Origin of the sequence: Citrobacter sp. HN-141 (assembly GCF_033341895.1) — a bacterium.
Taxonomy (GTDB): Bacteria; Pseudomonadota; Gammaproteobacteria; order Enterobacterales; family Enterobacteriaceae; genus Citrobacter.
Window position 1 is genome coordinate 171837 of the sequence record NZ_JAWPBF010000001.1, and the last position, 26090, is coordinate 197926.

Here is a 26090-nt window from a genome sequence, read left to right on the forward strand (position 1 = left end):
GCGTTTCTTTAAAACAAGCTGACGCAAAAACGCGTTCAGCTACTCAACTTCAGCATCGTCAGCATGTGGACTTCTCAGACTGAAATGACATTTTGATTTTCCATGCCGATTTTGATTTAGTGCCCTGTTTATTTTCTGGCGAGCAGCGTAAACTCCGCCTCTCTTCACTCCACTGATAGCTAAACATGCATAACACCCCCGTAGCCGCCACACCCAAGGCGTTTGATTTAACGTCTTCGGCGTTCCTGCTTGTCGCTTTTCTCACGGGTATCGCCGGGGCATTACAGACGCCCACGCTCAGCCTTTTTCTGACCGATGAGGTCCATGCACGTCCGGGAATGGTGGGTTTCTTTTTTACCGGTAGCGCCGTCATCGGCATTTTGGTAAGCCAGTTTCTGGCCGGACGCTCTGACAAAAAAGGCGATCGTAAAAACCTGATCGTTTTTTGCTGTGCACTGGGTATGCTGGCCTGCGTGCTGTTTGCCTGGAACCGTAACTATTTTATTTTGCTGTTTGTTGGCGTATTCCTCAGTAGCTTTGGCTCCACCGCCAACCCGCAAATGTTTGCGCTCGCTCGTGAACATGCCGATCGCACGGGTCGGGAAGCCGTCATGTTCAGCTCGATTTTACGTGCTCAGGTTTCACTGGCCTGGGTGATCGGCCCACCGTTGGCCTACGCGCTGGCCATGGGGTTCAGCTTTACGGTGATGTATCTCAGCGCAGCGGTGGCATTTATTGTCTGCGGCGCGATGGTCTGGTTTTTCTTACCGTCAATGAACAAAAGCGTACCTCTCGCAACAGGTGCGGTTGAGGCTCCACGCCGTAATCGACGTGATACGTTGCTGCTTTTTGCTATCTGCACATTAATGTGGGGCACCAACAGCCTCTATATCATTAATATGCCGCTGTTTATCATCAACGAACTGCATCTGCCGGAAAAACTCGCCGGTATCATGATGGGCACCGCAGCAGGGCTGGAAATCCCAACCATGCTGATTGCCGGATATTTTGCGAAACGTCTGGGCAAACGTCTGTTGATGAGAATCGCCGCCATCGCCGGGTTCTTTTTTTATGCGGGTATGCTGTTGGCACATTCGCCGGCGGTTTTGCTCGGCTTACAGTTGCTGAACGCGATTTACATCGGCATCCTCGGCGGGATTGGCATGCTGTATTTTCAGGATTTAATGCCGGGACAGGCGGGATCAGCCACAACGTTGTACACCAATACCATCCGCGTCGGCTGGATTATTGCCGGGTCGTTGGCGGGTATTGCCGCAGAAATCTGGAATTACCACGCCGTATTCTGGTTTGCGCTGGTGATGATCGTCGCGACGGTTGTGTGCCTGGTACGCATCAAAGACGTTTAAGGCGCAGTCAACGCTTCCAGCTCAATAAGATACAACATGGCCTGGCGTGTCGTTTTACCGCACATTTCCGCACTGGGTTGCAAACCAGCACACACTTTTGGGCGCAACGGAGACACAAAAATCTTACAGCGCAGGGATTCATCTAGCTGAACGCATGGCGTATTGGCGGGTTTGCCATCAGGCATGCCCGGGATAGGGCTGGAGATAGAAGGCGCGGTGCAACATGCGCCACAATCCGGACGGCATTCCATACAGTATTCTCTTTAGGGTAAACCATCGGATTGTTCAGGTAGCGAACAGTATACACAAATTCACTCGGCGCGCCTCAAGATGGCATACACACAGCCAACAACGAGGTAACCAGAAGGGCGAAGTGTATACCACCTTTTTTGCACCAGCAAAAGTGTGAATTCCGCTTGCCTGAATGCCCTGGCGCGAGTAGTTTGACGCGATATTTTAGACACTCCTCACTACAGGATTTTTTCGATGCCAAGAGCGAACGAAATTAAAAAAGGTATGGTACTGAATTACAACGGCAAGCTGCTGATTGTAAAAGATATTGATATTCAGTCACCGTCAGCACGTGGTGCAGCCACGCTGTACAAAATGCGTTTTTCCGATGTCCGTACCGGTCTGAAAGTTGAAGAGCGCTTCAAAGGCGACGATATCGTGGATACCGTCACCCTGAGCCGCCGTGGGGTTGATTTCTCCTACGTTGATGGCAACGAATATGTCTTTATGGATAAAGAAGACTATACCCCGTATACCTTCACCAAAGACCAGATTGAAGAAGAGCTGCTGTTCATCCCGGAAGGCGGGATGCCGGACATGCAGGTACTGACCTGGGACGGCCAGCTGCTGGCGCTTGAACTGCCGCAGACCGTCGACCTGGAAATCGTTGAAACCTCGCCAGGTATTAAAGGTGCTTCAGCGAGTGCGCGTAACAAGCCAGCAACCCTGAGCACCGGTCTGGTTATCCAGGTTCCTGAGTATCTGAGTGCGGGTGAGAAAATCCGTATTCATATCGAAGAGCGCCGTTATATGGGTCGCGCAGACTAATACCTCTGCCACACATTGACGATCAGGGACAGCACGGGCTGTCCCTTTGTCATTTTCAACGTTGGCTTCTGAGATAAAAATCATCCATCAACAGTGATTCCAGATACTGTTCATCTTCCCGTATAAACCCCACAATTACGCTAACCGCCCGCGCATAAAATCCCTTTTCATCACGCTGCTGGCAGCTATCACGGAACAAGGGTGCCCAACACATAATGTGATGATGCAGAAAGTAATATTGTGCAGATAGCGTTTCCTCTTTGGCCACCATCCTCGCCATCAACGCCAGCTGTATAGCGATATGATCGGAGGGCTCATTTTCCTGCGCAGCCAGCCCATGTTCAACCAACAGTACATTCATTTGTCGACGTTCTTCGGCCGCTGTTGTGTGCGGATAATGTCCCGCATACGGGGAAACTCCACCAGGCGGCGGCAGCAGAAATAACGTTGCAAAATCTGCGGCCAGCTCCAGTTGTCGGCTTTCACGACGCAGAACCTGCGTCAGGCTACGCTCCAGTTTTTTGACATCCAGCGAAAGCCCGGGAATACCCGCCAGCGACGCCAGCCACTGTCGGGTATCCTCGCTTTCAAGACGAGCGAGTTGTTTCTGGTCCAGCTCACGAAACAGCAATTGTGAAAACCACTGATAGACCGCGGCGCGTTGCTGGAAAATAAGGCTATGCTGCATTGTCCCCCTCCTCTTTCACAATCTCCGGCCCACCAAATCCCGTGACCGGTGGAACATGTTGCTGATAGCGTTCGACATCCACCAGCACGGTATGCGCTGAAGGCCCTTGCGCCAGTTGAGACGTACCAATATCCGCGCTCAGAACATTAGGATCGCCATAGGTACATAGCGTCCCGGCTTTCCCGCCTTCCTGTGGGGAATACCATGCCCCTTCATGAATGCGGATCACGCCTGGGGTAAAATCAGGGCTAATCACCACCCCCGCCAACACCTGACCGCGCGCGTTAAAGACCCGCGCAATATCCCCGGCTTTTAACCCCCGCGCGGCAGCATCTTGCTCACTGATGTAAAGCGGTTCTCTTCCCGCTACCGCATACGTGCTGCGAAACGCATCACTTGAGCACAACTGGGAGTGCAGGCGTTTATCCGGGTGACAGGATTGCAGGTGCAGTGGATATTTGTCTTTCCTACCCTGATGGCTACGTTCAAACGGCTCCATCCACACCGGATGCCCAGGGCAATCGTCATACTGAAAACCGGCAATCGTTTTGCTGTAAATTTCAATCAGACCTGATGGTGTGCCCAGGGGATTAAGATCGGGCTGATCGCGGAATTCGCCATGACGCACCCACGGTTGTCCCGCGGGATATTCAACATACCCTTCACCTTTCCAGAACGTGTCAAAGTCTGGCAACGTAACACCGAACGAGGCACCCATTTTGACCCCTTCGTCATAGAGTGCTTGTACCCACTGCATTTCATCGCGGTTTTCCCGGTATACCGACTCCTTGTCAAAACGTTTACAGAGTCCGGCAAACACGTCGAAATCATGCCGCGCTTCATATTGCGGTTTGACGACCTGATGCAGCGCCATCAGTCCCTTATTCGAATGGGTACCAAACTGCTCAATGTCGTTGCGTTCAAAGCGTGTGGTAACAGGCAGGACGATATCGGCAAAACGACAGGATGCGGTCCATTGGTGATCTAACACCACCACGGTCTCCAGTTTCTTCCACGCCTCGATCATTCGGTTGCGATCCTGCTGGGCGTGGAACGGGTTAGCCGCGCTGTAGATCGCCATTTTGATGTCAGGGTAGATTAACGTCTCACCGTTAAAGGCGATTTTTTTGCCCGGTTCCAGCAGGCAATCAACAATACGTGAGGTAGGAATATGCTCAGATACGCCGCGAAAATCCGGTTTATACTTCGCCTCTGGCGGATTGTTAATGCTCCCCAGACCAGAAAGTACCGGCCCGGCTGACGTCACCGTCCCTCCGCCATTGTAGTGCCAACCAAACCCCACACCGCCGCCCGGTAACCCAATTTGACCGACCATACTGGCCAGCACCACCAACATCCAGGGATACTGTTCGCCGTGGTGCATACGCTGTACGCACCAGCCGCCCATAAACTGCGTCCGGCCTTTCACCAGCAGCCGGGCAAAATCACGGATCTGATCCGCCGTCAGCCCACAGATTTCCGCTGCCCACTCGGCGTTTTTCGGTTGCTTGTCTGTTTCTCCCATCAGGTAGGGTAAAAACTGCTCGAAGCCAACGGTGTAGTCGTTAATGAATGCCGTGTCGTACAGTTTTTCTTCATACAGGGTGTGTGCGAGCGCCAGCAGTAACGCAACATCGGTTTGTGGTCGTAACGCCAGCTGTTCACACCCCAGAAAATTTTGCGATTTGCTGCGCACCGGATCAACGCTGATGACGCGCATTTTGCCCTCGGCGACGGCCTCTTTAATCTGCTGCCAGTAGCCAAACGCGTCGTGATCGGGAACCAAAAATTCAATCTGCAAATTCTTAATGGGATCACAGCCCCACAATACGATGGTATTGCTGTTCTCGATAACCAGCGGCAGCGAGGTTTGCTGTTCATAGACTTCAAGCGAACCAATGACATGCGGCAAAATCACCTGAGCTGCAGCCGCCGAGTAGTCGCCTACGGTCGTCACATAGCTACCATGCAAACCGAGCCCTCTGTCCATTGCACCGCCAGCCTTGTGGTATTTGCCCACCATTTGCCAATCCGCCAGCCCGGTGAAGACGCCGGATGAACCGTAGGTTTTTTGCACCCGCTCAAGCTCTTCATAAAACAGGTCCAGCGCCTGATCCCAGCTAACCCGCACAAAACGATTATCTCCCCGCTGGCTACGGTCCGACTTCTCTCGCTTGCGTAACCAGTCCAGTCGAACCATCGGATAGCGAACCCGTGAAGGGTTGTAGACGATTTCACGTACCGCATTGAGCATATCGCACGGGTATTTGTCATGTTTGAACGGGCGCGTTTCCGTCCACTCGCCGTTAACCACTTTGGCTTCAAAAGCACCATAATGTGAGCCGGACTGGATCCATTGTTCGGGGTTTTCCCCCGCCGCCCATACTTTTGAGATCAGCGGATTAGGCGCCAGCGCACTGGCTGCGCCAACCGCCAGCATTCCGGCCAGAAAACGACGGCGGGACGGATTAAAGTCATGAATATCCATATCTTATCCTTATTATTTGTTGGGTTCAGACACATCGCTGGCGTGGGTCTGGAGGTATTTCAACAACGTACGTTCTTCCACCGGATTGAGTCGATAATACGTCGACATCGCTTTCAGTCCGGCAATCCAGCCATTGGCGGTGTATCGGGTAGTCGGTGGCGTGCTGTGACAGGCGCTACACGTCGATTGCAGCATCTGATCCGAGTACTCCCACACCGGAGTAATGCTATCGATGAGTCCCTGCGCGGAGGTCCATGCGGTCACGCTCACCTGCTGCCATTCCTGATGCGAACCTGGGTCAGTCTGGGTTTGCAGGACTTTCACGTTTTCCATCAGCGAAGCATCAAGGACCGCGGAGAATACGCGTTTGCCCATATACTGGGTGATCACCCGCCCACGCCCCTTGCTTTCACGCCAGCCCGTCACTTCCAGCTGGACGTTGCTCCCCTCTTTTTGCAGCACCTTGACCTGGGTTGCCGGAAATAACAGCGCTTTCCCTGCTGGTGCCCCTGCCGTGGCTGTCAGTGTTTTTTCGCTTAACGAAAACAGCGTCGTCGCAGTCGCTAGTTTTTCTCCCTGCTGTTGTAGCTGCTTGTAGCGATCGCGAAAGCCACTGCTCATGTCCGGTTTGTGGTGTGCGATCCCTTTGTGGCAATCAATGCAGTTGCTGTCCTTCGCCGCTGCCGCCGTCATCTGTGCCGCGGCATTAGCGGATTGTTTTCCATGATCCATCGCCTCATAGCTGTGACACGATTTACAGGCTGCCGAATTGTTGGCGCTCATCCGTGCCCACTCTCTCTGGGCGAGCTCAGCCCGTTTGGCATTGAACTTTTCCGGGGTATCAATCGAAGGTGAGATAAAGGTGTGGTAGAGATCGTTTAAGGCTTCGGTTTTACGCATCAACGTCGGGACGACTCCCGGGGGAATGTGGCAATCCTTACACTCCGCTCGCACGCCAGAGGCATTACGAAAATGCACACTGGTCTTATACTCCTCTCCTGATGTGCGCATCGAGTGGCACGATAAACAAAACTCCGTAGTGCTGGTGTAATGGACTCCTTGCCATGTTCCCCAAATAACAATGGCCATTACGACTGCGCCACCTAACGCACACCAAAGCGCGTTCTTTTTTATCCACGACATACCTGCCTCCATTTTTTTAATAGCATCACGCTAAGGGATATTAAAAAGCAAAAATAGAGACAGCGATTTCAGATTATAGGAACAGCCTTAACTCTATGAGGCGTGTCAAAATAGCAATATGCTGAAACGTGTAATATGCCGATATTGTTTAAACAAGGAATTTCCTCATGCTGATACTGTCTCTCAATAGGGAAAGTCGCATCCCGCTACAATTGCAGATATTTCAATTCTACTTTCAGGCAATTCAGCAAGGTGATTTGCTTTGCGGGGATAAACTGCCCTCTATCCGCGAGCAGGCGCAGACGTTAAACGTGGCCAAAATCACGGTGGTGATGGCGTATGAAAAACTGATGGCGGCCGGTTTTATTAAGAGCAGGCAGGGTATCGGCTATGAAGTCACATTTACGGCACCTATGCGTAGCCCCCCGGTACACGTGCCATCTGCGGAGGGCTCACCGCCGATAAAGCCTAAGCCTGCCGGTGTTTCTACCGATGTTTACGCTGAAATGGGGCGTGAGTGCTATTGCCGGATGGGCGTCCCTGACCCTAATGCGTTTCCCTGGTCAAGCTGGCGTAAATGGAATAATGCCCCCAGCGTACTTAAAGAGCAGCTACTGACTCGATATCATTCACCAAACGGATTATTTTCATTACGTGAGCAAATTGTCAGATACCTTAATTTATCTCGCGGCATTAATACCAACGCACAAAACATCATCATTACTGATGGAATTCAGGAAGGATTATCACTGCTCAGTCAAATATTCATTATTCATCATGCACTAAGCCAGAATAAAAAATGTCACGTGGTCGCCGAATCACCTTGTTATTCTGGCGCGTGGCATCTGTTTAATTATTATGGTGCTGAGATTACGTCTATTGCCGTGGATAATCACGGGATGTGCACCGATAATTTACCCGAGGTTGAAACCCAGCTTTGTTATGTGACACCTGCTCATCAGTATCCAATGGGCAGTGTTCTGTCACTTGAGCGACGTAAGTCATTACTCACGTGGGCACAACGAGTGGGCGCCTGGATTATTGAAGACGATTACGACGCCGTATTTACGTATGGTGAGAATCCCCTTCCGGCACTGAAAGCCATGGATTACCACAACCGGGTTATCTACATGGGGACCTTCTCAAAAACGCTGGGACCGGGGGCACGTCTCGGTTACCTCGTTTGCCCTGATGAACTGCTGCCCGCCGTTCAAAATATGAAAGCGCTGAACAACAATGGTAGCCAGTGGTTATTACAGCAGTTTTTAGCCGAGTTAATGCAAAACCAGGTGTTTTATACCCATCTCGGCAAGCTAGCCTGCAACTACGCAGCACGCCTCGCATTACTGCGTGATGGCTTATCAGCCCTGTTCCCTGAAGGCAAGATCGATGGTGCCACGGCAGGGTTACATCTCTCATTGCGCATTAACTGGTCGCCTGACGTCATCGCAAAACTACGCCAGCGCTGTCTGCGGGCAGGGGTACGCTTTGATACATTACAGGAAATTGAAAACGGCTCAGAAACAGCCTGGCGGCAACAAAATTCAGATGCGGTGATGTTCTTTGGTTTTGGCGGACTGCAGATGCCGCACCTCAGAAAGGTATTAAACATACTGGAACAGGAGAGGTGTGCGTTATTACACCAATAACAACGCACCTGAGTATTGCCGGGGGACGCAACAAGCGCCACCCGGCAATTTATCGCCTGGTGTTGGGCGAATTACAGCAGATCGCGGAACTGCGTTTTTTTCAGCGCCAGCTCCACGCCGCGAACTTCTGCCAGCCCTTTCAGGCGACCAATCGCGGAGTAGCCCGGGTTCGTTTTCTTGTGCAGATCGTCAAGCATCTGATGCCCATGATCCGGGCGCATGGGGATCGGACGCAAATCCCCCGCTTTCTTACGGCGTTGCTCTTCACTCAAAATGGCTGCCACCACCGATACCATATCCACATCGCCCTGCAAGTGTGCGCCTTCGTGGAAGGTTTTCGGGTTTTCTTCACGGCAGGTTGAACGCAAGTGTGTGAAGTGAATACGATCGCCAAAGGTTTCAATCATTTTTACCAGATCGTTATCGGCGCGCACGCCATACGAGCCAGTACACATGGTGAAACCATTATTGATACTATCTACCGTTTCTTTCAGCCATTGCATATCTTCAATGGTCGACACGATACGTGGCAGACCGAGGATTGGCCGTGGCGGATCGTCAGGGTGCACTGCCAGACGTACGCCAACTTCCTCAGCAACAGGCACAATCGCCCGCAGGAAGACAGCCATGTTATTGCGCAGATCGTCTTTGCTGATCCCATCATATTCCGCCAGGCGCGCGCGGAACTGATCCAGCGTATAACCTTCTTCGGCACCGGGCAGGCCAGCAATAATGTTGCGGGTCAACTTTTCAATGTCGGCAGCGGTCATTGCATTGAAATAATCCAGCGCCTGGCGCTGCTCTTCAGGGGTGTAATCGGCTTCGGCTCCCGGACGTTGCAGAATGTGCAATTCAAAAGCCGCAAACGCAATCTGGTCAAAACGCAGCGCTTTGGACCCATCCGGTAGCTGATATTCAAGGTCAGTACGCGTCCAGTCCAGGATCGGCATGAAGTTGTAGCACACGGTATCAATGCCGCAGGTCGCCAGGTTACGAATACTTTGCTGGTAGTTTGCAATCCACGTCTGATATTGGCCGGACTGTGTTTTGATATCTTCGTGGACAGGGATACTTTCCACCACCGACCAGGTCAGCCCTTTTTCGGCCAGAATCGCCTGGCGCTTTTGAATTTCTTCTACGGGCCATACTTCACCGTTTGGAATGTGGTGCAAGGCGGTCACAACACCCGTTGCGCCAGCCTGACGCACATCATCAAGCGATACTGGATCGTTTGGTCCGTACCAACGCCAGGTTTGTTCCATTGCTTCACCTCACAAGTTGTTATACCAAATTAAACGACTCTTATGACGACTACCATACAGGCATCCGGTATACGATCAACACATCGCCCATCATTGATTGATCCAGCTCACATTACCCGGATAAATGAGGCACACCAATTCAATTTGTTGTCATATAACTTTATACTGCCATTGTTAATTAATGGTTAATCAGGTGTATTAAATGAAGACTATTGCCTCAGCGTCTCTTGCGGAAAATGTCGTGATGCCTCGGTACGATCGCCAACAGCTAAAAACGCGGATCGTACATTTTGGTTTCGGTGCATTTCATCGCGCCCATCAGGCGTTATTGACCGACCGGGTGCTAAATTCGCAGGGCGGAGACTGGGGGATTTGTGAGATCAGCCTGTTCAGCGGCGACCGGTTGATGAGCCAGCTACGCGAGCAGGATCATTTATTTACCGTGCTGGAAAAAGGAGCGACTGGCAACCAGCCGATTATCGTCGGGGCCGTCAACGAGTGCCTGAATGCAAAGCTGGATTCACTGGCGGCCATTATCGAAAAATTTTGCGAGCCTCAGGTCGCGATTGTCTCGTTAACCATTACGGAAAAAGGCTACTGTATTGATCCTGCCACCGGGTCACTCGATATCGCTAACCCGCGCATTATTCACGATCTGCAAGTGCCGGATGAACCTCACTCTGCACCGGGTATTATTGTTGAGGCCCTGCACCGCCGACGTCAACGTGGGCTGCAACCGTTTACCGTTCTCTCCTGTGATAATATCCCGGACAACGGCCATGTGGTAAAAAACGCCGTACTGGGAATGGCGGAGAAACGCTCACCTGAACTGGCTAACTGGATTCGGGAGCACGTCAGTTTCCCGGGAACCATGGTAGACCGGATTGTCCCGGCAGCGACTGAAGAATCACTGGATGAGATTGCCCGCGAATTAGGCGTGGCAGACCCTTGCGCAATCAGCTGCGAGCCGTTTATTCAGTGGGTCATTGAAGACCATTTTGTCAGCGGCCGTCCGCAATGGGAAACGGCCGGTGTACAGATGGTTGATGACGTTTTGCCGTGGGAGCAGATGAAACTGCGGATGCTGAACGGGAGCCATTCGTTTCTCGCTTACCTCGGTTATCTGGCGGGATTTCAGCATATCAGCGACTGTATGCAGGACCGCGCATTTCGCGAAGCGGCTCACCGCCTGATGCTCAGCGAACAAGCCCCAACGCTGCGCATCACCAATGTTGATTTAGACCAGTATGCCGACAGCCTGCTGGAACGCTTTGCCAATCCGGCGCTAAAACATAAAACCTGGCAAATCGCGATGGATGGTAGCCAAAAATTACCCCAACGTATGCTGGACGGGATTCGCGTTCATTTAGCACGTCAAAGTGAGTGGCCGCTGCTGGCACTTGGGATTGCGGGCTGGATGCGCTACGTAAGCGGGATTGATGATTCAGGTGAAATTATCGATATTCGTGACCCGATGAGTGACAAAATCCGCACTATCGTCGAACAGAGTACGGAATCAGAACGCGTCAGCGCGCTGCTTTCACTGCATGAAATCTTCGCCACTGACCTCGCACAGAACCCACACTTCGTCGATACCGTGGAACGAGCCTGGCAACGTATCGCCCAATATGGTGCACATCAGGCGGTCATCGAGACGTTAAAAAGTTAACGATTTCTGCCATTAAACAGGACGAAGTTCGTCTTCGTCCTCTCTGCCCTTCTCTTTTCCCCCGTTTTTCGCCAGGATTGTTAAAAGCCATTACGGTAATTTATGATTCTGGAGTAAACGTGACTAAAACCAATCTCATCACGGGTTTTCTCGGCAGTGGCAAAACCACCTCTATTCTTCATCTATTGGCCAACAAAGATCCCGCAGAGAAGTGGGCCGTTCTGGTCAATGAGTTTGGCGAAGTGGGTATCGACGGCGCACTGCTTGCCGACAGCGGCGCAATGCTCAAAGAGATCCCCGGCGGCTGTATGTGCTGCGTTAATGGTTTGCCCATGCAGGTTGGCCTCAATACGTTGTTACGTCAGGGAAAACCGGATCGTCTGCTGATTGAGCCCACCGGGCTCGGGCATCCCAAACAGATCCTGGATTTACTGACCGCGCCGGTTTACGAACCGTGGATCGACTTGCGCGCAACGCTTTGTATCCTTGATCCGCGCCTGTTGCTGGATGAGAAAAGCGTAGCGAACGAGAATTTCCGCGATCAGCTGGCCTCTGCCGATATTATCGTTGCCAATAAATCCGATCGTGCCACGACAGAAAGCGAAATTGCACTGCAAACCTGGTGGCAGCACTACGGCGGCAACCGCCAGTTAGTTCACGCCGATCATGGACAAATCGACGGACAATTACTGGATTTGCCCCGGCTGAATCTGACGGCGCTTCCCTCCAGCGCGGCACATACTCACCAGCATGCTGATAAAAAAGGGCTGGCAGCACTAAGCCTGCCTGCGCAGCAACGCTGGCGTCGCAGTCTGAACAGCGGTCAGGGGCATCAGGCCTGCGGCTGGATTTTTGACGCTGACACGGTGTTCGATACCATCGGCCTGCTGGAATGGTCACGTCTCGCCCCTGTCGGCCGCGTAAAGGGAGTGATGCGTATTAAAGAGGGGCTGGTGCGTATCAATCGTCAGGGTGAGGACTGGCATATTGAGACGCAAAACGTCGCTCCTCCTGATAGCCGTATTGAACTCATCTCCGATACCGAGACCGACTGGAATGCATTACAGAGTGCATTGTTGAGGCTTCGTTTAGACGTTGGCGCGTAAGGTTGCCTGCGTTTTATAGCAACGGTAAACGACGATGAAAACCCGATACCCACTCATACTCCTGCTTAATATTGCTGGTCTGGCGCTATTTCTGTCCTGGTATCTTCCACACGGGCATGGGTTCTGGTTTTCTCTTGATTCGGGTATCTTCCACTTCTTCAATCATAAGCTGGTTGAGAGCCCGCTCTTCCTGTGGATTGTCGCTGTCACCAATAACCGGGCATTTGACGGCTGTTCATTATTGGCGATGGGCACATTAATGCTGAGTTTTTGGCTAAAAGAAACGCAGGAAGGTCGTCGCCGTATTGTGGCAATTGGGCTGGTGATGCTGCTAACCGCGGTGATATTAAACCAACTGGGCCAGGCGCTTATTCCGGTTAAGCGCGCCAGCCCCACTCTCACATTCGATAATATTAATCGCGTCAGCGAGCTGCTGCATATTTCAACAAAAGATGCGTCCAGAGACAGTTTTCCTGGCGATCACGGTATGATGCTGCTTATTTTTTCCGCATTTATGCTGCGTTATTTCGGAAAAGTCGCAGGAATCATCGGCCTTATTATCACTGTGGTTTTTGCCTTCCCACGCGTAATGATCGGCGCACATTGGCTCACAGATATCGTGGTAGGTTCAATGACCGTCGTATTGATTGGCTTGCCCTGGTGGTTAATGACGCCATTAAGCGATCGCCTGGTTATGCTGTTTACCCATTATCTTCCCGGTAAAAACAAACAATTTTTAAACAAATAACGCAGAGTAATTAACATCATCAGGGATACTTCTGATTTCCTGATGATATCTGCCGGGAAATTATCACTCTGACTGTCATTCTCCTGTCATATTATTCCTGTTTAAAATGAATGAATTGCGTGTTTTTTGCCCTATCTGTTCTTAATTTAGCCAATGCAGTTTATTCACTTTCTGTATCACTTTTTCTTATAAGAAATCACATAAAATCACTCGCAATGACCGGAGCGATCGGGTAACCTCAGACTCGTTTTGCCTCGCGGGATAATTATTCACTATAAGAATAAATTTGTGCGTTCTGCCACAGATTTGACCTTAAAGAATTGTCTCCTCATGCGTTGGTAATTAGTCTCGTCACGTTTGGCATTTTTTATAACGATATTTATCGTTAAGGACTTCAAGGGAAAACAAACAAAATGGTCAAATCTCAACCGATTTTGAGATATATCTTGCGGGGGATTCCCGCGATAGCAGTTGCGGTTCTGCTTTCTGCATGTAGCACAACGAACACCGCGAAGAATATGCATTCTGAGACGCATGCTGTGGGTAATGGAGATAACTCTTCACTGCAAGCCTCTCAGGATGAATTTGAAAGTATGGTACGTAATATCGATGTTAAATCACGTATTATGGATCAATACGCTGACTGGAAAGGCGTGCGTTACCGCCTTGGCGGCAGCACTAAAAAAGGTATTGATTGTTCAAGTTTCGTACAGCGTACGTTCCGCGAGCAATTTGGTTTAGAGCTTCCGCGCTCAACCTACGAGCAACAGGAAACGGGCAAATCCGTTTCGCGCACTAATCTGCGCACAGGCGATCTGGTTCTGTTCCGTGCGGGTTCCACCGGCCGTCACGTCGGTATCTATATCGGCAATAACCAGTTTGTACATGCCTCGACCAGCAGTGGCGTTATCATTTCCAGCATGAACGAGCCTTACTGGAAAAAACGTTACAATGAAGCTCGCCGGGTCCTGAGCCGCAGTTAATTTCGTTTGGCAGCTATCCCTTGGCTATCCTGATGAGACTTATCAAAAGCACTGCTTCGGCGGTGCTTTTTGCGTTGCGCTATGTTTAAGAAAAATCTCACTATACGAATCAATCCAGGTTATAGTTTTACGGATCAAGCCGTTTAATAATAAGCAAATACCCCAGGTAAACATAAGGAACTATGTTCAGACGTCCCTCTTCTTCCAGTCGAAATGTCCTTTTTACCTGTATTTTTACGGGGGTAGTCGTCGCGGTACTTGTCAGCACCCTGCAGTTTTTTGCCACCTGGCACAAACGAGATGTTAAGTACGAAACGCTTCTTTCCGATATCGACTATTACATCAGCAGTTACCTCTCAGACCTCAAAAGTACAACAGATGCCCTGCAGCCGCTGGTCTCATACAATTGCCAACAAGTTGCCGCCAAGCTGACCGCCAGCGCAGCATTTAACCTCAATGTACGCGCTTTTTTATTGGTAAAAGATGGTATTGCTTTCTGCTCCTCCGCAACTGGCGCGATGGACTCGCCTATTCTGTCGCTGATCCCGAAGCTGGATATCCACAAAGATGTCGATGTGGAATTACTGTCCGGTACCCCGATGATGCCTGACAAACCGGCGATCATGATTTGGCACCGAAATCCTTCATTTAATAATAGCGGCGTCTTTTCCTCACTGAATATCAATCTGGCGCCTTACCTGCTCTATACCGCCCGAGAAGATGATTTCGACGGTATTGCAATTATTGTTGGTGATACCGCTATCACGACCTTTTCATCCCGACTGATGGACGTCTCCGCGCTGCCGGATACCACCTGGCGCCAGACGACGCTGAAAGGGATCCCGATGAAGATCCGGCTATACGCGCAAGAGTGGACGTACACTGACGTCTGGTATGCCGTCATGTTGGGATGTATGGCCGGGATCATGACCGGGTTGCTTTTGTGGTACTACAACTACGCCGTTCGTTTACGCCCGGGAAAGGATATTCTCAACGCTATCAAGCACGATCAGTTTTATGTGGTCTACCAACCGGTCGTTGAAATGCAGACGCTGGAAGTAAAAGGCGTAGAAGTATTGTTACGCTGGCGTCACCCGACAACAGGTGAGATCCCGCCAGATGCGTTTATTCACTACGCTGAATCACAACAAATGATCGTGCCGCTGACGCAGCATCTGTTCAAACTGGTGGCCCGTGATGCCCCCGCATTAAAAAAAGTGTTACCGCAAGGCGCAAAGCTCGGGCTCAACATCGCCCCAACGCACCTGCATGGTGAGAGCTTTAAAGACGATATTCAGCGCCTGGACGCCTCCCTGCCGCCACGCTATTTCCAGGTTGTACTCGAAATCACCGAACGCGATATGCTCAATCAGCATGAAGCATCAAAGTTGTTTGAATGGCTACACGCTGCCGGATTCGAAATTGCCATTGATGATTTCGGCACCGGCCATAGCGCACTCATTTATCTGGAACGCTTTACCGTTGACTATCTGAAAATCGACCGAGGATTTATCAACGCCATTGGGACAGAAACGCTAACGTCTCCGGTACTGGATGCGGTGTTGACACTGTCTAAGCGTCTTAATATGCTGACGGTTGCCGAAGGGGTAGAAACGCCTGAGCAAGCCCGATGGCTGCGCGATCGTGGGGTTCATTTCTTCCAGGGATACTGGATCAGCCGCCCATTAATGCTTGATGATTTTGTGCGTTGGATGGAGCAATCCGATAAGCCAACGTGGTGATCTCACCAGGCGATTCATATATTTTCACTCGCCACCCCAACCGCTATTTCTCGGGCAAGAAGCCTGTCGGGTTGTGGCAGGACAAGGAAACCTCTGTGATATGATGCCTCGCGTACTGCTTCTGTTTATCGCCCTTATCGGGTTTAACGTTCATGCCCAATCCATCAAAGAAAGCTACGCCTTTGCCGTGTTGGGTGAACCCAAGTACGCATTTAATTTTAATCACTTTGATTATGTAAACCCCGCTGCCCCTAAAGGCGGGCAGCTCACCCTCTCCGCCCTGGGTACCTTCGACAACTTTAACCGCTACTCGATGCGCGGCAACCCTGGCGCACGCACCGAAACGCTCTACGATACGCTGTTTACCACCTCGGATGACGAACCCGGCAGCTACTACCCGCTCATCGCTGACAGAGCGCGTTACGCCGATGATTATTCGTGGGTAGAAATCGCGATTAATTCGCGGGCCCGTTTTCACGATGGTTCCCCTATTACCGCACGCGATGTCGAATTCACCTTCCATAAATTTATGACCGAAGGCGTACCGCAGTTTCGTTTGGTCTACAAAGGAACAACGGTAAAGGCAATTGCCCCGTTAACAGTGCGAATTGAACTCGCCAAACCGGGCAAAGAGGATATGCTCAGCCTGTTTTCCTTACCCGTTATGCCCGAAAAGTACTGGAAAGATCACAAGCTCAGCGACCCCTTGTCGTCGCCACCGCTCGCCAGCGGCCCTTATCACATCAGTCAATGGAAAATGGGACAGTACATTGTTTATTCGCGCGTTAAAGATTATTGGGCGGCAAACCTGCCCGTCAATCGCGGACGCTGGAACTTTGATACCATCCGCTACGATTACTATTTAGATGATAACGTCGCTTTTGAAGCATTTAAGGCTGGAGCATTCGACCTGCGACTTGAAAACGATGCAAAAAATTGGGCAACCCGTTATACCGGTAAGAATTTCGCGAATCATTACATTGTCAAAGACGAACAAAAGAATGAGTCCGCACAGGACACACGATGGTTAGCCTTTAATATTCAACGTCCAATGTTTAGTGACCGACGTGTACGGGAAGCAATTACGCTGGCCTTCGATTTTGAATGGATGAATAAGGCCCTGTTTTATAATGCCTGGAGTCGGACGAACAGCTATTTCCAGAACACCGAGTATGCAGCCAGAAGTTACCCCGATGCGGATGAACTGGTGATCCTTGCGCCATTGAAAAAAGAGCTGCCACCGGAGGTCTTCAGTCAAATCTATCAACCACCGATGTCGAAAGGCGATGGCTACGATCGTGAAAACCTGTTGAAAGCCGATACGTTACTCCAACAGGCGGGATGGATACTGAAAGGGCAACAACGGATAAATAGCACCAGCGGTAAACCGCTGACCTTCGAGTTACTACTCCCGGCAGGCAGCAACAGCCAGTGGGTATTGCCATTCCAGCACAATCTGCAGCGCTTAGGTATTACGATGAATATCCGCCAGGTGGATAACTCGCAAATCACTAACCGCTTGCGCAGCCGTGACTATGACATGATGCCAAGGCTCTATCGCGCAATGCCGTGGCCAAGCTCAGACCTGCAAATTCTCTGGGCCTCTGAATATATAGACTCCAGCTATAACGCGCCCGGAGTGCAAAGCCCGGTCATTGATAAACTGATTAGCCAGATCATTGCCGCACAAGGGAATAAAGCCAAACTGATCCCGTTGGGGCGGGCACTGGACCGGGTATTAACCTGGAACTACTACATGTTGCCGATGTGGTACATGGCAGAAGATCGTATCGCCTGGTGGGATAAGTTTTCGCATCCGGCTATCCGCCCGATTTATACCATTGGCATCGACAACTGGTGGTATGACGTCAACAAAGCGGCGAAACTTCCCGCAGCCAGACGACAGGGAGAGTAAATGGGCGCTTATCTGATTCGACGTCTGCTGCTGGTGCTCCCCACGCTCTGGGCCATCATTACTATCAACTTTTTTATCGTACAGATTGCACCTGGCGGTCCTGTTGAGCAGGCCGTCGCCGCCATTGAGTTCGGACAAAGCGGTGCGTTGCCCGGTGCGGGCAGTGAAGGTGTGCGTGCCAGTCACGCGCAAACCGGCGTCGGGAATATCAGCGACAGCAATTATCGCGGTGGTCGGGGTCTTGACCCGGAAGTGATCGCAGAAATCACCCGTCGCTACGGATTCGATAAACCCATTCATGAACGCTATTTCAAGATGCTCTGGGACTATATCCGCTTTGATTTTGGCGACAGTCTGTTTCGCAGCGCCTCTGTTCTTACGCTAATCAAAGACAGCCTGCCGGTCTCCGTGACTTTGGGGCTCTGGAGTACACTCATCATCTATCTGGTGTCGATTCCACTTGGTATCCGCAAAGCGGTCCACAACGGCAGTCGTTTTGACGTCTGGAGCAGTGCTTTCATTATTATCGGCTACGCCATCCCCGCATTCCTGTTCGCGATTTTGCTGATCGTCTTTTTTGCCGGGGGCAGCTATTACGACCTGTTCCCGCTACGCGGACTGGTGTCCGCTAATTTTGACGCCCTGCCCTGGTATCAAAAAATTACCGATTATCTGTGGCACATAACCCTACCGGTGCTGGCAACCGTGGTGGGTGGGTTCGCCGCGCTGACCATGCTGACTAAAAACTCATTTCTGGATGAGGTACGTAAGCAGTATGTCGTTACTGCGCGTGCCAAAGGCGTTAGTGAGAAAAATATTCTGTGGAAACATGTGTTCCGCAATGCCATGTTGCTGGTAATCGCAGGATTTCCCGCCACATTTATCAGCATGTTTTTCACCGGTTCGCTGCTGATCGAAGTGATGTTTTCGCTTAATGGTCTGGGATTACTGGGGTATGAATCTACCGTATCGCGCGACTACCCGGTGATGTTCGGCACACTCTACATCTTCACCCTGATCGGCCTGTTGCTCAATATCCTCAGTGATATCAGCTATACGTTGGTCGATCCTCGTATTGATTTCGAGGGACGCTAATGTCGCGATTAAGCCCCGTCAATCAGGCCCGCTGGGCGCGTTTTCGTCATAACCGCCGCGGCTACTGGTCATTATGGATTTTTTTGGTGTTGTTTGGCCTGAGCATGTGTTCCGAGCTGATCGCGAATGATAAGCCGCTGTTGGTTCGCTATGACGGCAGCTGGTATGTCCCTCTGGTTAAAAACTACAGTGAGAGCGATTTCGGCGGCCCGTTAGCAACAAAGGCTGATTACCAGGACCCATGGATGCAACACCGTCTGGAGAGTCAGGGTTGGATACTATGGGCCCCCATCCGGTTCGGCGCTACCAGCATCAACTTTGCCACCGATAAGCCCTTCCCTTCTCCACCCTCTGCGCAAAACTGGCTGGGCACTGACGCAAATGGTGGTGACGTGCTGGCGCGTATCCTTTACGGCACCCGCATTTCAATTCTGTTTGGCTTGATGCTGACCCTGTGTTCCAGCGTCATGGGGGTGATGGCCGGCGCACTACAGGGCTATTATGGCGGTAAGGTTGACCTGTGGGGGCAACGGTTCATCGAAGTGTGGTCTGGTATGCCAACGCTGTTTCTGATTATTTTGCTATCCAGTGTCGTTCAGCCTAACTTCTGGTGGCTATTAGCGATCACCGTGCTGTTTGGCTGGATGAGCCTGGTTGGCGTGGTACGCGCGGAATTTCTGCGCACCCGAAACTTTGATTACATTCGCGCAGCGCAAGCGCTCGGGGTTAGCGATCGCAGTATTATTTTGCGTCATATGCTGCCGAATGCGATGGTTGCCGCCCTGACCTTTTTACCGTTTATTTTATGCGCCTCAATCACCACGCTCACCTCGCTGGATTTTCTCGGGTTCGGATTACCGCTCGGCTCTCCATCACTGGGAGAATTACTGTTGCAGGGTAAAAATAACCTTCAGGCCCCGTGGCTTGGCATCACCGCGTTTATCTCCGTTGCCCTCTTATTATCGCTATTGATTTTTATTGGTGAAGCGGTACGCGACGCATTTGATCCCAATAAGGCGATTTAAGATGACACAACCTCTGTTAGCCATTGAGAATTTATCCGTCGGTTTTCGTCAACAAGCTACCGTACGCACTGTAGTCAATGCTCTCTCTTTGCGCGTTGATGCCGGGCAAACGCTGGCGCTGGTGGGTGAATCTGGTTCAGGCAAGAGCGTCACCGCGCTTTCGGTGTTGCGTCTGTTGCCCACGCCGCCTGCGGTGTACCTCTCCGGTGATATCCGCTTTCACGGTGAATCATTACTTCACGCTAACGAGCAGACGCTGCGCGGTGTACGGGGAAATAAAATTGCCATGATTTTCCAGGAACCCATGGTGTCGTTGAACCCATTGCATAACCTTGAAAAACAGCTCTATGAAGTTCTGTCTTTGCATAGGGGAATGCGTCGGGAAGCCGCACGGGCAGAAATTCTGACCTGTCTGGATCGGGTAGGCATTCGCCATGCAGCGAAACGCCTTACAGATTATCCGCACCAGCTTTCCGGCGGCGAGCGCCAGCGCGTAATGATTGCTATGGCGCTGTTAACCCGCCCGGAGCTGCTCATTGCCGACGAACCCACAACCGCGCTGGATGTCTCTGTGCAGGCGCAAATTCTGCAACTGCTACGAGAATTGCAGCGTGAGCTGAACATGGGATTGCTGTTCATCACCCATAACCTCAGCATCGTGAGAAAGCTGGCCGATTCCATTGCCGTCATGCAGAACGGTCAATGCGTTGAACAAAATCGTGCCGAGCCACTGCTTGCCGCGCCAACCCATTCCTACACACAGAAACTGTTAAATAGCGAACCCTCCGGCGATCCCGTCCCTTTACCCGCCGGACAACCGCCATTACTGGAAGTGAATGGGCTGAGCGTCGCCTTCCCTGTACGCAAGGGTATCCTCAAGCGCGTGGTGGATCATAACGTGGTGGTTAACAACGTTAGCTTTGCCCTCAGGCCCGGTGAAACATTGGGGCTGGTGGGCGAATCAGGGTCCGGGAAAAGTACCACCGGTCTGGCGCTGCTGCGATTAATCACATCGCAGGGCAGTATCGTGTTCGATGGTCTGGCGCTGCATACCTTAAATCGTCGCCAACTGTTGCCAGTACGTCACCGCATTCAGGTTGTTTTTCAGGACCCCAACTCTTCACTGAATCCGCGTTTGAGCGTATTACAAATTATTGAAGAGGGATTGCGCGTTCACCAGCCAACGCTTTCCGCTGAACAGCGTGAAGCGCAGGTAAAAGCAGTGATGGCTGAAGTCGGACTCGATAGCGAGACCCGCCATCGTTATCCTGCAGAGTTTTCCGGTGGTCAACGCCAGCGCATAGCCATTGCCAGGGCATTGATTCTCAAACCCTCGCTGATCATTCTGGATGAGCCGACATCCTCGCTCGACAGAACCGTACAGGCGCAAATCCTCACGCTGTTAAAGTCCTTACAGGAAAAGCATCGTCTGGCCTATATCTTTATCAGCCATGATTTGCATGTCGTACGTGCGTTATGCCATCAGGTTATTGTGTTGCGGCAGGGAGAAGTCGTGGAACAGGGGCAATGCGAGCACGTATTTAACGCGCCACAACAGGCCTATACGCGTCAGCTGCTCGCGCTAAGCTGACGCTCAAAATGGATTGTTATTTGAAAAAGGTTCTGCGATGGCCACGCCGAAGTTTTTCAGTCTGCAGGTCGCGGCAAACTCATCCTGGCGGTTCACAAACAGGCACGGTTCCCCTTCACATTCCAGTACGGAACAAGGAACTTCGATATCACTAAGCGCCTGACTGAGTTTATGCATGACCGACCACGCACTGTCGCCATCGGGACTGAGTAATTTTAGCGCTACCAGGCTATTTTCTGTACTTTGGCCGTTTTGCGGAATCGGTTCAACTTTTGAGCCTGCGAAACCCACCGACCAACGATAGCACTGCGGCAGACGATGAACGATTGAGAGTTGTAATGTCATCACTTTCTTTCCCTGGAAGTACAGTTACTTCACAATTATTTTACATCAATATTAACACATCATTGACAATACGTCTTTAGACAGTTGGTAAACGTTTACACCCTGTCTTTAAGCCGCTTTCCGAACCCCGTATTTAAATTTATTCAATGGGTACGGCATGTTTCCGCGCTATATGTACGCGTTTCTGCGATCTAACTCAACCTTTTTAACTACAATGATGTGACTTTTTACATAAATTGATTTTACATAAAATAAACATTACTGGGGGAAATGATGGATTTGAGGTTGATATACATCAACTCCGGAGGCCTTATGGCCCCCAGGTTGTGTAATAGATCACCGTTTTTTGCTGCGACTGGCGTAGAGATAGAAGAGAATTGAGCTGGTGGCGCAAAACGCAATCGACCAAATCATTGGCCAGGCTGAGTTAAAGGTCGCCAGTGACAAGAGCGCGCCAACAATCGCGCCGATACCAAAACGAAACGTCCCCGCCAACGATGAGGCCGTACCGGCCATGTGTGGAAACTCATCCAGAATAACCGCCATCGCATTTGATGACACCATCGACACGCAACCTACAAACGCCGCAACACCGACAACCAGTGCCCAGAATCCAACGCCGAACAGCGCGCTGAATACCATCCAGCCCGCCATCACAAACTGGATCCACAGCCCGGTACGGAACATATTTAGTGCACCAACCCGACGAACAAAACGACTATTAATAATCGTCATCACAAACAGGAAAACGATGTTCAGTGCAAAATAATAACCGAAGTGCTGCGGTGAAACATGGTTGATTTCAATGTAGACAAAGGGGCCTGCGCTCAGGAAAGAAAACATCCCTGCAAAGCTAAACCCACTGGCCAGCATGTAACTCAGGACGCGCTTGTGGCGAAACAGCGAGGCAAAGTTGCCCAGAGTAGTACGCAAGCGAAACGGCTGACGACGCTCAACGGGCAAGGTCTCTTTGATCAGCGTAAAGATCATCACCGAGGCCAGAATCGCCGCCACAGCGAGGATCCAGAAGATATAGTGCCAGCTCAGCCATACCAGCACCCAACCGCCCACAATAGGCGCCATCAGTGGTGCAATCGTCGTCACCAGCATGACAAATGACATCATGCGCGAGAATTCTTCCTTCGGATAGATGTCGCGCATCAGGGCATTGATGACCACGCTTGCCGCCGCGGCCGCCAGACCGTGGAAGAAACGCATAGTGATCAACTGATCGATAGTTTGCGCCAACGCACAGGCGACCGCTGCCGCCGCAAACACCAGGGTCCCTCCCAGTATCACCGGTTTACGCCCGATGCTGTCGGCCATCGGCCCATAGATCAACTGCCCCACCGCGAACCCCAGAATATAGGTACTGAGGGTCATTTGCGCGCTGCCTGCCGGCACGCCAAATTGAGCAGAGATCACCGGCAGCGCCGGAAGATACATATCGATCGACAACGGCATCAACATGGCCAACAAGCCAAGGATAAAAACAATGGCAATTGAAGAGTTCTGCCGGGTGGTCACATTTAGCTCCTGATATTAACGCGGGGTTAAGTTAACGCTGGCGATTTCTTCTTCAGTCAATGGACGGTATTCACCGGGCTCCAGATCCTCATCAAGCTTGATGGCACCGATGCGTTCACGATGCAGTTCCACAACGTGATTCCCGACAGCGGCAAACATGCGTTTAACCTGATGATAGCGCCCTTCACTGATGGTCAAACGTACCTGAGTCGGCGTAATCACTTCCAGCACAGCCGGCTTCGTCAGATCTTTCTCGTTATGCAATTGCACACCGCGGGCAAACTGCTCAGCGGTATCGTCTGCCACCGGTGATTCCAGCGTCACCCGATAAGTCTTCTCACAATGGTGACGCGGAGAGGTAATGCGATGCGACCACTGACCGTCGTCGGTCATTAACACCAGCCCGGTGGTGTCGATATCCAGACGTCCTGCCGCATGCAGTTTGTGCGCGACAGGTTCATCGAGAAAATAGAGAACTGTCGGGTGATCCGGGTCATCCGTGGAGCAAACATAGCCCTGAGGCTTATTCAGCATAAAATAGCGTGGACCCGCCTGTTGAACCAGAGAATTGCCGTCATATTCAACGTCATGTTCTGGCAGCAGCTTAAAGGCGCTATTTCTGACGATTTCGCCGTCGACGGTAACACGGTTACCACGGATCTCACGCCCGGCAATAGCGCGGCTGACGCCGAGTTGCTGAGCGATAAATTTATCAAGTCGCATGAGTGTGATTTTGCCTGTAACAATACGGAAATCGGGCGTTATGCCCGAAAAGTGGAGCCGTTTTCCGCTCAGTATAACGAGCTAACAACTTCCCTCAAGGGAAAAAGATTCGTGGCATACTATACGCGAGACTGTTACATATTGTGAGCCCATGATTTTTACTCTTCGTCCTTACCAAAAAGAAGCCGTGGATGCCACGCTCAACCATTTTCGCCATCACCGCACGCCGGCAGTTATCGTCCTCCCCACAGGCGCGGGCAAAAGCCTGGTGATTGCTGAACTGGCGCGGGTTGCTCGTGGGCGCGTATTAGTGCTGGCACATGTCAAAGAGCTGGTTGCGCAGAATCATGCCAAGTACTGCGCTCTGGGGTTGGAAGCCGATATCTTTGCCGCCGGGTTAAAGCGCAAAGAGAGCCACGGGAAAGTGGTTTTTGGCAGCGTTCAGTCGGTGGCACGTAATCTGGACGCCTTCCAGGGCGAATTCTCCCTGCTCATCGTCGATGAATGCCATCGCATTGGTGATGATGAAGAGAGTCAGTATCAACAGATCCTGACGCACCTGACCAACGTAAATCCTCATCTACGCCTGCTCGGGCTCACCGCCACGCCTTTTCGCCTGGGCAAAGGCTGGATTTATCATTTTCATTATCATGGTATGGTGCGCGGCGATGAAAAAGCGCTGTTTCGCGACTGCATTTATGAATTACCGCTGCGCTACATGATTAAACACGGCTACCTGACGCCGCCAGAACGCCTCGATATGCCGGTCGTGCAGTATGACTTTAGCCGCCTGCAGGCGCAGAGTAATGGCCTGTTTAGCGAAGCGGATCTGAATCAGGAGCTAAAAAAGCAGCAGCGAATAACACCGCATATCATCAGCCAGATTGTCGAATTTGCCCAGACGCGTAAAGGCGTCATGATATTTGCCGCTACCGTTGAGCACGCCAAAGAGATTGTCGGCCTGCTGCCTGCTGACGACGCTGCGCTAATCACCGGAGATACGCCAGGCGCTGAGCGCGATGTGCTGATTGAAGAGTTCAAAGCCCAGCGCTTTCGCTATCTAGTGAATGTGTCGGTCCTGACCACCGGCTTCGACGCTCCGCACGTCGACCTTATCGCCATTCTGCGCCCGACGGAGTCAGTTAGCCTTTACCAACAAATTGTCGGTCGCGGGCTGCGTCTGGCCCCGGGTAAAACCGATTGTCTGATCCTCGATTACGCCGGCAACCCGCACGATCTGTACGCACCGGAAGTGGGTGCACCGAAAGGGAAAAGCGACAACGTTCCGGTACAGGTGTTCTGCCCTGCCTGTGGGTTTGCGAATACCTTCTGGGGCAAAACAACGGCAGACGGCACGCTGATTGAACACTTTGGCCGTCGCTGCCAGGGATGGTTTGAAGATGATGACGGCCATCGCGAGCAATGCGATTTCCGCTTTCGTTTTAAAAACTGTCCGCAGTGTAATGCGGAAAATGATATTGCCGCACGCCGCTGTCGCGAGTGCGATACGGTACTGGTCGATCCGGATGATATGCTGAAAGCCGCGCTCAGGCTCAAAGATGCGCTGGTTCTGCGCTGTAGCGGCATGGTGTTACAGAACGGCGAGGATGAAAAAGGCGAATGGTTGAAAATCACCTATTACGATGAAGATGGTGCCGACGTCAGCGAACGTTTTCGCTTACACACGCCCGCACAGCGAACGGCCTTTGAACAGCTGTTTATTCGCCCACATACCCGTACCCCCGGCGTGCCCTTACGCTGGATAACCGCCGCCGATATCCTCGCCCAACAGGCCCTGCTGCGGCATCCTGATTTTGTGGTGGCGCGCATGAAAGGCCAGTACTGGCAGGTACGTGAAAAAGTCTTCGACTATGAAGGTCGTTTCCGGCGGGCACATGAATTACGCGGTTAATCGTACTTTTGATTGATGTGCCAGCCGTTTGAGTATAGAATCTCGCCCGCTTT

Annotated in this window: 21 protein-coding genes; 13 read left to right on the forward strand and 8 right to left on the reverse strand. The window is 51.5% G+C overall.

The window, feature by feature from the left end; all coding sequences use genetic code 11:
• The first annotated feature begins 185 nt into the window (after window positions 1-185).
• The gene (gene setB, locus RYZ59_RS00875) at window positions 186-1367 is read left to right on the forward strand and encodes a sugar efflux transporter SetB (protein WP_318048906.1); all 1182 of its coding nucleotides are present in this window, start codon (window positions 186-188) and stop codon (window positions 1365-1367) included.
• On the opposite strand, the gene RYZ59_RS00880 is transcribed toward setB, so the two are convergent.
• Window positions 1364-1618, reverse strand: a complete 255-nt coding sequence (locus RYZ59_RS00880) for a YkgJ family cysteine cluster protein (RefSeq protein WP_318048907.1) — start codon at window positions 1616-1618, stop codon at window positions 1364-1366. The two genes, setB and RYZ59_RS00880, sit on opposite strands and share 4 nt — an antisense overlap.
• A 235-nt stretch (window positions 1619-1853) precedes the next feature.
• On the opposite strand from RYZ59_RS00880, the gene yeiP reads away from it, so the two are divergent.
• The gene (gene yeiP, locus RYZ59_RS00885; RefSeq protein ID WP_005129255.1) at window positions 1854-2426 is read left to right on the forward strand and encodes an elongation factor P-like protein YeiP; all 573 of its coding nucleotides are present in this window, start codon (window positions 1854-1856) and stop codon (window positions 2424-2426) included.
• A 55-nt stretch (window positions 2427-2481) separates the two neighbouring features.
• Here yeiP and torD read toward each other — a convergent pair whose 3' ends face one another.
• From torD to torC, 3 genes are read right to left on the reverse strand one after another with little or no spacing between them, the layout of a single operon-like run.
• On the reverse strand, window positions 2482-3114 hold the full coding sequence (torD, locus tag RYZ59_RS00890; protein ID WP_318048909.1) for a molecular chaperone TorD: 633 nt from the start codon (window positions 3112-3114) through the stop codon (window positions 2482-2484).
• Window positions 3104-5602 carry a trimethylamine-N-oxide reductase TorA gene (gene torA, locus RYZ59_RS00895; protein WP_318048910.1) on the reverse strand — a complete coding sequence of 833 codons (2499 nt, stop codon included), beginning with the start codon at window positions 5600-5602 and terminating at the stop codon, window positions 3104-3106. The genes torD and torA overlap by 11 nt, the downstream gene beginning before the upstream one ends.
• 12 nt (window positions 5603-5614) lie before the next feature.
• Window positions 5615-6745, reverse strand: a complete 1131-nt coding sequence (torC, locus tag RYZ59_RS00900) for a pentaheme c-type cytochrome TorC (RefSeq protein ID WP_318048912.1) — start codon at window positions 6743-6745, stop codon at window positions 5615-5617.
• Window positions 6746-6912: 167 nt separating this feature from the next.
• Between torC and RYZ59_RS00905 the strand changes: the two genes are divergently transcribed.
• Complete coding sequence (locus RYZ59_RS00905; protein WP_318048917.1) at window positions 6913-8394, forward strand: PLP-dependent aminotransferase family protein; 1482 nt, start codon at window positions 6913-6915, stop codon at window positions 8392-8394.
• A gap of 71 nt (window positions 8395-8465) precedes the next feature.
• Here the strand turns inward: RYZ59_RS00905 and uxuA are convergent, their stop codons facing one another.
• Complete coding sequence (gene uxuA, locus RYZ59_RS00910) at window positions 8466-9656, reverse strand: mannonate dehydratase (protein WP_318048919.1); 1191 nt, start codon at window positions 9654-9656, stop codon at window positions 8466-8468.
• Between the two features lie 202 nt (window positions 9657-9858).
• Between uxuA and RYZ59_RS00915 the strand changes: the two genes are divergently transcribed.
• The 9 genes from RYZ59_RS00915 to yejF all read left to right on the forward strand — a co-directional run bounded on the left by RYZ59_RS00915 (window position 9859) and on the right by yejF (window position 21530).
• Window positions 9859-11325: a mannitol dehydrogenase family protein gene (locus RYZ59_RS00915; RefSeq protein WP_202038253.1), complete on the forward strand. Its 1467-nt coding sequence runs from the start codon at window positions 9859-9861 to the stop codon at window positions 11323-11325.
• Between the two features lie 119 nt (window positions 11326-11444).
• Window positions 11445-12431, forward strand: a complete 987-nt coding sequence (locus RYZ59_RS00920; RefSeq protein ID WP_137384087.1) for a CobW family GTP-binding protein — start codon at window positions 11445-11447, stop codon at window positions 12429-12431.
• Between the two features lie 34 nt (window positions 12432-12465).
• Entirely contained in the window at window positions 12466-13179 is a 714-nt protein-coding gene (locus tag RYZ59_RS00925; protein ID WP_202038252.1) for a phosphatase PAP2 family protein, read from the forward strand.
• Between the two features lie 413 nt (window positions 13180-13592).
• Window positions 13593-14162 carry a bifunctional murein DD-endopeptidase/murein LD-carboxypeptidase gene (gene mepS / locus RYZ59_RS00930; RefSeq protein ID WP_121584825.1) on the forward strand — a complete coding sequence of 190 codons (570 nt, stop codon included), beginning with the start codon at window positions 13593-13595 and terminating at the stop codon, window positions 14160-14162.
• A gap of 182 nt (window positions 14163-14344) precedes the next feature.
• Entirely contained in the window at window positions 14345-15904 is a 1560-nt protein-coding gene (locus tag RYZ59_RS00935; protein ID WP_318048923.1) for a cyclic di-GMP phosphodiesterase, read from the forward strand.
• Between the two features lie 100 nt (window positions 15905-16004).
• On the forward strand, window positions 16005-17819 hold the full coding sequence (locus RYZ59_RS00940; RefSeq protein WP_318048925.1) for an extracellular solute-binding protein: 1815 nt from the start codon (window positions 16005-16007) through the stop codon (window positions 17817-17819).
• Window positions 17820-18914 carry a microcin C ABC transporter permease YejB gene (locus tag RYZ59_RS00945; RefSeq protein WP_318048928.1) on the forward strand — a complete coding sequence of 365 codons (1095 nt, stop codon included), beginning with the start codon at window positions 17820-17822 and terminating at the stop codon, window positions 18912-18914.
• Window positions 18914-19939, forward strand: coding sequence for an ABC transporter permease (locus RYZ59_RS00950; RefSeq protein ID WP_318048931.1), 1026 nt, complete (start codon window positions 18914-18916; stop codon window positions 19937-19939). The genes RYZ59_RS00945 and RYZ59_RS00950 overlap by 1 nt, the downstream gene beginning before the upstream one ends.
• Before the next feature lies 1 nt (window position 19940).
• Entirely contained in the window at window positions 19941-21530 is a 1590-nt protein-coding gene (gene yejF, locus RYZ59_RS00955) for a microcin C ABC transporter ATP-binding protein YejF (RefSeq protein ID WP_202038248.1), read from the forward strand.
• Between the two features lie 3 nt (window positions 21531-21533).
• Here yejF and RYZ59_RS00960 read toward each other — a convergent pair whose 3' ends face one another.
• From RYZ59_RS00960 to rsuA, 3 genes are all read right to left on the reverse strand, one after another.
• On the reverse strand, window positions 21534-21878 hold the full coding sequence (locus RYZ59_RS00960; protein WP_137384093.1) for a YejG family protein: 345 nt from the start codon (window positions 21876-21878) through the stop codon (window positions 21534-21536).
• 333 nt (window positions 21879-22211) lie between these two features.
• The gene (locus tag RYZ59_RS00965) at window positions 22212-23402 is read right to left on the reverse strand and encodes a Bcr/CflA family multidrug efflux MFS transporter (protein WP_137384094.1); all 1191 of its coding nucleotides are present in this window, start codon (window positions 23400-23402) and stop codon (window positions 22212-22214) included.
• Window positions 23403-23417: 15 nt separating this feature from the next.
• Window positions 23418-24125 (reverse strand): 16S rRNA pseudouridine(516) synthase RsuA, encoded by a 708-nt coding sequence (rsuA, locus tag RYZ59_RS00970; RefSeq protein WP_202038247.1) that lies wholly within the window; start codon window positions 24123-24125, stop codon window positions 23418-23420.
• Between the two features lie 151 nt (window positions 24126-24276).
• On the opposite strand from rsuA, the gene RYZ59_RS00975 reads away from it, so the two are divergent.
• Window positions 24277-26037: a DEAD/DEAH box helicase gene (locus RYZ59_RS00975; RefSeq protein WP_318048937.1), complete on the forward strand. Its 1761-nt coding sequence runs from the start codon at window positions 24277-24279 to the stop codon at window positions 26035-26037.
• Window positions 26038-26090: the final 53 nt, after the last annotated feature.

Excerpts from the sequence above, each read along its gene's own strand:
- uxuA (WP_318048919.1), bottom strand. The coding sequence starts at position 9,656 with ATGGAACAAACCTGGCGTTGGTACGGACCAAACGATCCAGTATCGCTT.
- RYZ59_RS00905 (WP_318048917.1), top strand. The coding sequence starts at position 6,913 with ATGCTGATACTGTCTCTCAATAGGGAAAGTCGCATCCCGCTACAATTG.
- yeiP (WP_005129255.1), top strand. The coding sequence starts at position 1,854 with ATGCCAAGAGCGAACGAAATTAAAAAAGGTATGGTACTGAATTACAAC.
- torA (WP_318048910.1), bottom strand. The coding sequence starts at position 5,602 with ATGGATATTCATGACTTTAATCCGTCCCGCCGTCGTTTTCTGGCCGGA.
- RYZ59_RS00940 (WP_318048925.1), top strand. The coding sequence starts at position 16,005 with ATGATGCCTCGCGTACTGCTTCTGTTTATCGCCCTTATCGGGTTTAAC.
- RYZ59_RS00915 (WP_202038253.1), top strand. The coding sequence starts at position 9,859 with ATGAAGACTATTGCCTCAGCGTCTCTTGCGGAAAATGTCGTGATGCCT.
- RYZ59_RS00945 (WP_318048928.1), top strand. The coding sequence starts at position 17,820 with ATGGGCGCTTATCTGATTCGACGTCTGCTGCTGGTGCTCCCCACGCTC.
- yejF (WP_202038248.1), top strand. The coding sequence starts at position 19,941 with ATGACACAACCTCTGTTAGCCATTGAGAATTTATCCGTCGGTTTTCGT.
- RYZ59_RS00975 (WP_318048937.1), top strand. The coding sequence starts at position 24,277 with ATGATTTTTACTCTTCGTCCTTACCAAAAAGAAGCCGTGGATGCCACG.
- torD (WP_318048909.1), bottom strand. The coding sequence starts at position 3,114 with ATGCAGCATAGCCTTATTTTCCAGCAACGCGCCGCGGTCTATCAGTGG.
- mepS (WP_121584825.1), top strand. The coding sequence starts at position 13,593 with ATGGTCAAATCTCAACCGATTTTGAGATATATCTTGCGGGGGATTCCC.
- setB (WP_318048906.1), top strand. The coding sequence starts at position 186 with ATGCATAACACCCCCGTAGCCGCCACACCCAAGGCGTTTGATTTAACG.
- RYZ59_RS00950 (WP_318048931.1), top strand. The coding sequence starts at position 18,914 with ATGTCGCGATTAAGCCCCGTCAATCAGGCCCGCTGGGCGCGTTTTCGT.
- RYZ59_RS00935 (WP_318048923.1), top strand. The coding sequence starts at position 14,345 with ATGTTCAGACGTCCCTCTTCTTCCAGTCGAAATGTCCTTTTTACCTGT.
- RYZ59_RS00925 (WP_202038252.1), top strand. The coding sequence starts at position 12,466 with ATGAAAACCCGATACCCACTCATACTCCTGCTTAATATTGCTGGTCTG.
- RYZ59_RS00880 (WP_318048907.1), bottom strand. The coding sequence starts at position 1,618 with ATGGAATGCCGTCCGGATTGTGGCGCATGTTGCACCGCGCCTTCTATC.
- rsuA (WP_202038247.1), bottom strand. The coding sequence starts at position 24,125 with ATGCGACTTGATAAATTTATCGCTCAGCAACTCGGCGTCAGCCGCGCT.
- torC (WP_318048912.1), bottom strand. The coding sequence starts at position 6,745 with ATGTCGTGGATAAAAAAGAACGCGCTTTGGTGTGCGTTAGGTGGCGCA.